At 72.0% G+C, this 7,803-nt stretch carries 7 protein-coding genes; 6 read left to right on the forward strand and 1 reads right to left on the reverse strand.

The window, feature by feature from the left end; translation table 11 throughout:
* Positions 1-86 precede the first annotated feature (86 nt).
* From ACFUJ1_RS23190 to ACFUJ1_RS23200, 3 genes are all read left to right on the forward strand, one after another.
* The gene (locus ACFUJ1_RS23190) at positions 87-1,871 is read left to right on the forward strand and encodes an exonuclease domain-containing protein (protein WP_378648707.1); all 1,785 of its coding nucleotides are present in this window, start codon (positions 87-89) and stop codon (positions 1,869-1,871) included.
* Between the two features lie 134 nt (positions 1,872-2,005).
* Positions 2,006-3,337, forward strand: coding sequence for a lipase family protein (locus tag ACFUJ1_RS23195; RefSeq protein ID WP_378648709.1), 1,332 nt, complete (start codon positions 2,006-2,008; stop codon positions 3,335-3,337).
* 109 nt (positions 3,338-3,446) lie between these two features.
* Positions 3,447-4,982: a DHA2 family efflux MFS transporter permease subunit gene (locus tag ACFUJ1_RS23200; protein WP_378648711.1), complete on the forward strand. Its 1,536-nt coding sequence runs from the start codon at positions 3,447-3,449 to the stop codon at positions 4,980-4,982.
* A gap of 50 nt (positions 4,983-5,032) precedes the next feature.
* On the opposite strand, the gene ACFUJ1_RS23205 is transcribed toward ACFUJ1_RS23200, so the two are convergent.
* A complete protein-coding gene (locus ACFUJ1_RS23205) occupies positions 5,033-5,464 on the reverse strand; it encodes an SRPBCC family protein (RefSeq protein WP_378648713.1) in 432 nt (143 codons plus the stop codon).
* Between the two features lie 88 nt (positions 5,465-5,552).
* On the opposite strand from ACFUJ1_RS23205, the gene ACFUJ1_RS23210 reads away from it, so the two are divergent.
* The 3 genes from ACFUJ1_RS23210 to ACFUJ1_RS23220 all read left to right on the forward strand — a co-directional run bounded on the left by ACFUJ1_RS23210 (position 5,553) and on the right by ACFUJ1_RS23220 (position 7,723).
* Positions 5,553-5,927, forward strand: a complete 375-nt coding sequence (locus ACFUJ1_RS23210) for a VOC family protein (RefSeq protein ID WP_378648715.1) — start codon at positions 5,553-5,555, stop codon at positions 5,925-5,927.
* Between the two features lie 84 nt (positions 5,928-6,011).
* Complete coding sequence (locus tag ACFUJ1_RS23215) at positions 6,012-7,097, forward strand: LLM class flavin-dependent oxidoreductase (protein WP_378648717.1); 1,086 nt, start codon at positions 6,012-6,014, stop codon at positions 7,095-7,097.
* A gap of 74 nt (positions 7,098-7,171) precedes the next feature.
* A complete protein-coding gene (locus ACFUJ1_RS23220) occupies positions 7,172-7,723 on the forward strand; it encodes a YceI family protein (RefSeq protein ID WP_378648719.1) in 552 nt (183 codons plus the stop codon).
* Positions 7,724-7,803: the final 80 nt, after the last annotated feature.

Raw genomic sequence — 7,803 nt, forward strand, 5'->3', positions numbered from 1 at the left:
CGTCCACGTGCACGCCGCGGGGGCCGGTGCCGGGTCGGCACGCAGCCGGTTGCCGGCGCTATGTCGCGGTGATGCACAGTGTTTCGGTGGAGCTGGGGTCTTACGCGCTGGTGGATGTGGAGACGACGGGGCTGCGGCCGGGACAGCACCGGGTGCTGTCGGTGGCGGCGCTGCTGCTGGACGATGCGGGGGCGGTGGTGCGGGAGTTCCATACGCTGGTCGATCCGGGCGGGGATCCGGGGCCGGTGCACATCCACGGGCTGACGCGCGAGATCCTGCACGGCGCACCGGAATTCGGGCGGGTGGCGGGGGAGCTGGCCGGGGTGTTGAGCGGGCGGGTGCTGGTGGCGCACAATGCGCGGTTCGATCACGGGTTCCTGGCGGCGGAGTTCCGGCGGGCCGGGGTGCGGATGCCGGTGCGGAGCCGGATGTGCACGTTGGCGCTGGCTCGGCGGATCGCCCTTCCCACGGTCGATTTCAAGCTGGCGACGTTGGCGGCGCACTACGGGGTGGTGCAGCGGCGGGCGCACGACGCGCTGGACGACACCCGGGTGCTGGCGGGGGTGTTGCGCGGGCTGGCGGGTGACGCGGCGCGGCTGGGGATCGCGGCTCCGGTGCTGGACTGTGCCGACGAACCGGCGCGGTGGCCGCGCAGCCGAGTCGGGGCGAAGCCGGTGTGCGAGTACCGGTACCCGGGGAAGTTGCTCGCGGGGGAGCCGCTGGTGCAGGGGATGAAGGTGGCGATCACCGGCGACACCGCACTGGAGCGGGAGGTGCTGGTGGCGCGGGCGGAGGCGGCGGGGCTCGATGTCACCGGCGCGGTGAGCGGTCGGACGAGTGTGCTGGTCTGCAACGATCCGGGTTCGGGTTCCGGCAAGGCGCGGCGGGCGCGGGAGCTGGGGACGGTCGTGGTGCGGGAGGGGGAGTTCCTGCGGTTGCTGGGTGACGTGCGGGCCGGGGAGGCGCTCGGGGCGGTGCCCGTGGGCGCGTCTCAGGACGCGGGGGCCGGCAGTCCCCTCGACGGTGTTCGCGCCGGCCGGGCCGTCGGCGTCGGCCACGGCGCGGTCGGTGTCCAGGAAAAGCCTGCCGGAGGTCCGCGCGGAGACCGAGGGGCACGCGACGCCGTCACGGAAACCCGCGGCCCGCTCACCGGCCGCCGCATCCTCGTCCTCGGCGGCACCCACGCGGAAGCCGCCCGAATCCGCGCCGCCATAACGACCCTCGGCGGCGCGGCCGCGGCGAACCTCTCCGCCCGCGTCACCGACGTCGTCGCGCTCACCTGCGGCCGCCCCGACCAGCGACTGGCCCGCGCGCAGAAGCTCGGCCTCCCCATTCACGGCCGGGAACTCGTGCAGCACAGCACCCCCACCGCGGCCGGGAGCACGACGACCCTCGCCCGCGGTCAGGCAGTAGACCTCCCGGATCAGTCCAGATGGACCATCCGCGCGGCCTGGCACACCCACACCGTCGACCTCGTCGCCTTCCTGCTCGACGACACCGAAACTGTCTCCCAGGATGCCGACTTCGTCTTCTACAACCAGCCCGAAACCCGGGGCGCCACCTTGACCTGCGACGGCCCGGCCGAACAGGCCGTCGAACTCGACCTGACCGCCCTCGGCCCCGGCCGCACCCGCATCGTGATCGCCGCCGCACTGGAACAACCGGGCGTCACCTTCGGCGACGTCGGCCCCGTCGAACTCGACATCGACGGCTTCGCCCAGGCCACCCTGGACGCCGCGACCGAGGAGCGCACCCTGCTACTGGCCGAGATCTACCGGCGCGGGGAGCGGTGGCGGCTGCGCGCGGTCGGGCAGGGGTATCCGACGGGGCTGGCGGAGCTCGCCGCCGGGTACGGGGTGGAGCTCGGCTAGCGATCTTTGGCAGATGTCACAGCCGCGGCGGCGCCCATGGTGAGGTGCCAACGCGGTCGCGAATCCGCTCGAATGCCGGGGCGGCGGAACCCTAGTCTCGGGCCGGAATCGGTTCGAGTGGAGGGTGCGGGTCTGTGAAAGCGTCTCTGGCGGTCGTGGTTACGGTGCTCGTGGGTTGCGCCCTGATGGGCGCCCCGGCCTCCGCGGCTCCGCCCTATCCGGTCGAGCCGTCGGTGCCGGCGGGCACGCCGTCGCCGCTGCAGGAGTGGATCGACGGCACCGTGCCCGCGCCGCCCGCGGCGGCCGACGACGAGACGCTGTGGCGGGCGGTGCTGCCGACACCGACGGGTGACCCGATCTTCGATGCCTGGCCCGACGACCTCCCCGCGTTCGCGCCGGGCGCGATCATCGAGGCGCGGGATGTGACGGCGACGACCGCGGTGCGGATGCCGACGCCGATCGCGCGGGCCACGCTGCTCAAGTTCCGCTCCACCTCGGCGACGGGCGCGCCGTCGTTCGGGACCGCGACGCTGATCGTGCCTGCGGTGCCGTGGTCGGGCCCGCGGCCGGTCGAGGTCAACGCGCTGCCGATCAATTCGCTCGGCACGCACTGCACCCCGGGGTACCAGCTGTCGCACGACCTGCTGGACAAGCCGAACCTCGATCTCCCGGTCTTCCTGCCCGCGGTCTGGACGGCGCTCGGCAAGGGCCACGCGGTGCTGCTGCCCGACCACGAGGGCCCCTTCATGGCCTACGCCGAGCCGAATGTCGCGGCGCACGTCGTGCTCGACTCGATCCGCGCGGCGCGCGGTTTCCTGCCCGGTGAGCTCGGCGAGAGCCGGTACGTGGCGATCGGCTACTCCGGCGGGGCGATCGCCGCCTACGCCGCGGCCATGAAGCTGGACGAGTACGCGCCGGAGCTGAACGGGGTGCTGGCCGGAGCGGCGGCGGGTGGCGTCGTCACCGACTACGTGAACGTCGCGCACCAGTTCAACGGCAAGATCTCCTCGGGCATCCTGCTGACGGTGACGCTGGCGATCGCCCGCGAGCACCCGGAGATCCTGCGGCACACCAACACCCTCGCCCAGTGGGTGGCGACCTCGCCGCTGCGCGACATCTGCGGCGAGACCTCCGGCCCGCTCGGCATCGTCGGCCTCCCGGTCGACGTCGGCGCCGACACCGCGGCCCCGCTCGACAGCGAGTTCGCGGCGGCGCTCTTCGACCGCTTCGACCTGACCGACGCGACCTCCCCGGTGCCGCTGTACATCTACCACGGCGCGCACGACCCGTGGATCCCGCTCGACGACGCCGAGCGGGTGTTCCGCGAGCAGTGCGGGCGCGGCGTCCCCTCGGTGTTCCGGGTGGTGCCGGGCGAGCACCTGATCGGCTACGTCACCGGCGCACCGGAACTCGAGGGCTGGATCGACGGGCGGCTCCGCGGTGCTCCCGCGCCGCGCGAGTGCTGAGCGGCTACTCCGGCAGGCCGAGGGCGTGGTCCGCGGTGGCGCCACCGACCGGAAGACGACCGGTATTTCCCGTTTGGTGTCAGCCGGGTCCCGATGGCAGGCTCAAGCGGTGACGCAACCTCCGGATATCCAGGCGACCGGGTCCGACCCGGCCTCCGACAAGTTGGACGGCGCGGTCTTCCGCGTCGCGGGCGTGGTGGTGCTCGGCGCCATCATGTCCATTCTCGACATCACCGTCGTGACGGTGGCCCTGCCGACCTTCCAGCTCGAGTTCGGCACCAGCTACGCCGTCGCGGCCTGGACCATGACCGGCTACACGCTGGCCCTGGCTACGGTGATCCCGCTGACCGGCTGGGCGGCGGACCGCTTCGGCACCAAGCGGCTCTACCTGGCCGCGCTCACCTTCTTCGTGCTCGGCTCGGCGCTCTGCAGCCTGGCCTGGAACATCGAGACGCTGATCGCGTTCCGGGTGATCCAGGGCATCGGCGGCGGCATGCTGATGCCGCTCGGCATGACGATCATGACCCGCGCGGCGGGCCCGCAGCGGGTCGGGCGGCTGATGGCGGTGCTCGGCGTGCCGATGCTGCTCGGCCCGATCGGCGGCCCGATCCTGGGCGGCTGGCTGATCGAGAGCCTGAGCTGGCACTGGATCTTCCTGATCAATGTGCCGATCGGCGCGGTCGCGCTGATCGCCGCCTTCGTCGTGCTGCCCGCCGACGACCCGGAGCCCTCGGAGTCGTTCGACTTCCTCGGCATGCTGCTCGCCTCGCCCGGCCTCGCGCTGTTCCTCTACGGCGTCTCCAGCATTCCCGAGGCCGGCACCGCGCTCACCCCGAAGGTGCTGGTCCCGGCGCTGGCCGGTGTCGTGCTGCTCGGGCTCTTCGTCCGGCACGCGCTGCGCACCGAGCACCCGCTGATCGACCTGCGGCTTTTCCGGAACCGCGCGCTGACCTTCGCGGTGCTGACCATGGTGCTCTTCGCCATCGCCTTCTTCGGCGCCGGGCTGCTGCTGCCCTCGTACCTGCAGCAGGTGCGCGGCGAGTCGGCGCTGTGGGCGGGGCTCTTGATCGCCCCGCAGGGGCTCGGCGCCATGCTGAGCATGCCGATCGCCGGTCGGCTCGTCGACCGCTCCGGGCCGGGCAAGGTGGTGCTCACCGGCCTCGTGCTGATCGTCATCGGCACGGTGTACTTCACCCAGCTCGAGGCGGATTCGCCGTACCCGATCCTGCTCGGCTCGCTCTTCGTCATGGGGCTCGGCATGGGCTGCACCATGATGCCGGTCATGACCGCCGCCCTCCAGACGCTGAACCACCAGCAGGTGGCGCGCGGCTCGACGCTGATGAACATCGTGAATCAGACCGCGGGCTCCATCGGCACCGCGGTCATGTCGGTGGTGCTGACCGGGCTGCTCGAGAATGAGCCGCTGGCCGGGCCCGCGATCGCCGCGCAGTTCGACCCGCGGGTAGCGGCCGAGCTGCCGCCCGCCGCGGTGCGGGAGGGGCTCGACCAGGCGGCGCAGGCGTTCGGCCACACCTACGTGGTGGCGCTGGTGCTGATCGTGCTGACCTTCGTCCCGGCGTTCTTCCTGCCGCGCACCAAGCCGAAGGCGCCGGAGGGCGCCGAGGCGCAGGTCCTCGTGCACTGAGTTCCCGGTCGACGGGCCCGGCGGCGGAAGCGGCCGGGCCCGTCGCCGTCTCAGGAGTACTTGGCGACGAAGGAATCGAGCGAGCGCTCGAAATCGCCCTTGACCGCGCGCGCCACCCCGGACCCGATCGGCCCGAAGAGCGGCGCCCCGCCCAGCTCCACATCGATGGAGACCGAGGCGCCGTCGCCCTTCGGCGCGACGGTGAAGCGCAGCCCCACCTTGGTGCCGCCCTTGCCCGCACCCTTCAGCGCCAGCGTGCGCGGCGGCGTGGCCTCGGTGACCGTCCAGGTGACCCGGTTGCGCATGCCCTTCACGCTGACCACCCCGACCAGCTCCGTGCCCGCGGCGAGCTGCTCGGGCACCGGCCCGCGCCAGGCCTCGTGCATGGTGAGCCAGGTGCCGAGTTCGGCCAGGTCGGATGCGTGCGACCACGCCTGCTCGGGGGTCAGCGGCACGTCGGCGGAGACCTTCAGCTTTGCCATGCGCGCATGGTATCCCCGGCGCGAGGGGTCGTTTCGCCGCGCGCGGGCCCGGGTACCTGGGGACGGACCGCGAAAGAGGGGAGCCCCGATGACCACCGACCCGGTGGCGACGCTGCGCACCGTCGTCCTGGATTGTCCGGAACCGGCCACCCTGGCCCGGTTCTACGCCGGCCTGCTCGGCGGCGAGGCCGTGGACGAGGACGACGACCCGACCTGGCAGGTGCTGATCGAGCCGGGCGGGCGGCGGATCGCCTTCCAGCACGCGCCGGAGTACACCCCGCCGGTCTTCCCCGACCCGAAGGCCTCGCAGCAGCTGCACCTGGACCTGCTGGTCGCGGAGATCGAGGCCGCCGAGCGGCGCGCGCTCGACCTCGGCGCGGTGCTGCTGGAGCCGCACGACGACGACCGGTTCCGGGTCTACCGCGACCCGGTCGGGCACACCTTCTGCTTCGTCTGGGAGTGACCCCGGTCACTCCGGAATAGTCCGGGACCCTCCCCGTGTTCAACTGGTTGCCACATCAACCAATGGACATTCGAGGAGGGTCTCGTGCAGTTCGGAATCTTCACCGTCGGCGACGTGACCACCGACCCCACCACCGGCCGCACCCCGGGCGAGGCCGAGCGGATCAAGGCGATGGTCGCCATCGCGAAGAAGGCGGAGGAGGTCGGGCTCGACGTCTTCGCGACCGGTGAGCACCACAACCCGCCCTTCGTCCCGTCCTCGCCCACCACCCTGCTCGGCTACATCGCCGGGCAGACCGAGCGCATCCAGCTCTCCACCTCGACCACGCTGATCACCACCAACGACCCGGTGAAGATCGCCGAGGACTTCGCGATGCTGCAGCACCTGGCCGACGGCCGGGTGGATCTCATGCTCGGCCGCGGCAACACCGGCCCGGTCTATCCGTGGTTCGGGCAGGACATCCGAAACGGCATCCCGCTCGCCATCGAGAACTACGGGCTGCTGCACCGGCTCTGGCGGGAGGACGTGGTCGACTGGGAGGGCCGCTTCCGGACCCCGCTGCAGTCCTTCACCGCGACCCCGCGCCCGCTGGACGGCGTGCCGCCCTTCGTCTGGCACGGCTCCATCCGCAGCCCGGAGATCGCCGAGCAGGCCGCCTACTACGGCGACGGCTTCTTCGCGAACAACATCTTCTGGCCGCGCGGCCACTTCCAGCGGCTGATCGAGCTCTACCGGCAGCGCTACGAGCACTACGGCCACGGCTCGGCCGACCAGGCGATCGTCGGGCTCGGCGGGCAGGTGTTCCTGCGGCACAACTCGCAGGACGCGGTGCGCGAGTTCCGGCCGTACTTCGACAACGCGCCGGTCTACGGGCACGGGCCGTCGCTGGAGGAGTTCACCGAGCAGACCCCGCTCACCGTCGGCAGCCCGCAGCAGGTGATCGAGAAGACGCTGAGCTTCCGCGAGTCCTTCGGCGACTACCAGCGCCAGCTCTTCCTCGTCGACCACGCCGGGCTGCCGCTGAAGACCGTGCTCGAGCAGCTCGACCTGCTCGGCGCGGAGGTCGTGCCGGTGCTGCGCCGCGAGTTCGCGGCGCGCAAGCCCGCGCACGTCCCCGACGCCCCGACGCACGCCGCGCTGCTCGCGGCGCGCACCGCGGTGACCGCCTGAGCCGCCCCCCCCCGACGACGTGACGCCGTCACGCCCGCTTGACCGATTCATCTCTGACGCCAAGGAGTAACCCCATGACCAAGTCTCTCGCCGACCTCGGCCTCACCGCAGGCACCTGGGCCATCGACCCGGTGCACTCCACCGTCGCCTTCGCCGTGCGCCACCTCATGGTCAGCAAGGTGCGCGGCCGCTTCACCGACTTCTCCGGCGCGCTGGAGATCGCCGAGGACGGCACCGCCACCGCGCACGCCGAGATCCGGGTCGACTCGGTGACCACCGACAACCCGCAGCGCGACGCGCACCTGCGCACCGCCGACTTCTTCTCCGCCGAGCAGTTCCCGCTGGCCACCTTCACCGCGACCGGATTCCGCCCGCAGGGCGACGATTTCGAGGTCGACGGGGAATTCTCGCTGCGGGGCGTCACCAAGCCGGTGACCCTGAAGGTGGAATTCCTCGGGGTGAATCCGGGCATGGGCAACGGCCCGGTAGCCGGGTTCGAGGCGCAGACCGTGGTCAGCCGCCGCGATTTCGGGCTCGACATCGATATGCCGCTGCCCGACGGCGGCGCGGTGATCGGCGACAAGATCACCCTGACGCTGGAGATCGAGGCAGGCCTGCAGGCCTGACGCCCCGCCACACCACGATCGGCCGGACCCCGCGCGGGGGCCGGCCGAGCGGTGTTTCCCCGGGGGTCGCGGGGACCGAA

Source organism: Nocardia sp. NPDC057227, assembly GCF_042669725.1.
In the GTDB taxonomy this organism is placed as follows: domain Bacteria; phylum Actinomycetota; class Actinomycetes; order Mycobacteriales; family Mycobacteriaceae; genus Nocardia; species Nocardia asteroides_A.